This window comes from Vibrio sp. 378 (assembly GCF_033339435.1).
Window position 1 is genome coordinate 1 of sequence record NZ_JAWOUO010000132.1, and the last position, 1,121, is coordinate 1,121.

At 44.1% G+C, this 1,121-nt stretch carries 2 protein-coding genes; both read left to right on the forward strand.

Annotated elements, in window-relative coordinates:
* The first annotated feature begins 127 nt into the window (after nt 1–127).
* Complete coding sequence (gene queE / locus R7Q48_RS24610; RefSeq protein ID WP_029806992.1) at nt 128–778, forward strand: 7-carboxy-7-deazaguanine synthase QueE; 651 nt, start codon at nt 128–130, stop codon at nt 776–778.
* A gap of 14 nt (nt 779–792) precedes the next feature.
* On the forward strand, nt 793–1,121 hold a 329-nt coding region (locus tag R7Q48_RS24615), incomplete at its 3' end, for a 7-cyano-7-deazaguanine synthase (protein ID WP_318132729.1).

A 1,121-nucleotide genomic window follows, 5' to 3' on the forward strand; every position in this document is an offset into this window, starting at 1 on the left:
ACTACAAAATGGGCTATTTTAACAATTAATTTTTGGTTTGAATTGACCTAGACACGCCTCTCCATTAAGGTCTTCGCCTCGAAGTTTTATGAGTTAAGTGAGTTCTGCGTTGTATAAGCTAAATGAGATGTTTGAAACCATCCAAGGGGAAGGGATCTTTACTGGTGTTCCTGCCGTTTTTGTTCGCTTGCAAGAGTGCCCAGTGGGGTGCAGTTGGTGTGATACAAAACAAACGTGGGATGCCGAAGAAAAGGATCAGCGTCCTATCGGTGATATTTTGGTGAAGACGGAAGATTCTCCGACTTGGTGCACGGCATCGGCTGAAGACATCGTAGAACAATACAAACAGCAAGGCTTCAATGCGAAGCATATTGTTATCACTGGTGGTGAACCGTGCATTTACGATTTGCGTCCGTTGAGCAAAGCGTTTGAAGATATGGGTTGTCAGTGCCAAATTGAAACCAGTGGGACATCAGAAGTCGTCACGTCTGAAAAAACGTGGGTGACAGTGTCACCAAAAGTGGCGATGAAAGGTAAATTGCCCGTACTGAGAAGTGCTTTGGAGCGTGCTAATGAAATCAAGCACCCAGTCGGTACGCAAAAAGACATCGACCATCTTGATGAACTACTTGCAAACGCTGATATAAAGACAGAAACGGTGATCGCTTTACAACCAATCAGCCAGAAGCCTCGCGCAACTCAGTTGTGTATCGAAACGTGCATCGCGCGCAATTGGCGTCTATCTATTCAAACTCATAAATACCTAAGTATTGCTTAAGCTCGGAGAGTAAAATGAAAAAAGCTGTTGTTGTTTTCAGTGGCGGGCAAGACTCGACAACCTGTCTCGTACAAGCCCTTAAAGAGTTTGATGAAGTGCATGCAATCACTTTTGATTATGGCCAACGTCATAAACTGGAGATCGAAGTTGCACAAAAGATCGCCAAAGATCTTGGTGTAAAAGCGCATAAAGTGATGGATGTCGGTTTACTGAATGAACTTGCTATCAGCTCTCTGACGCGTGATGACATCCCTGTTTCTCACGAATTACAAGAGAATGGCTTGCCGAATTCGTTTGTGCCTGGCCGTAATATTTTGTTCTTAACTCTTGCTGGCATTTATGC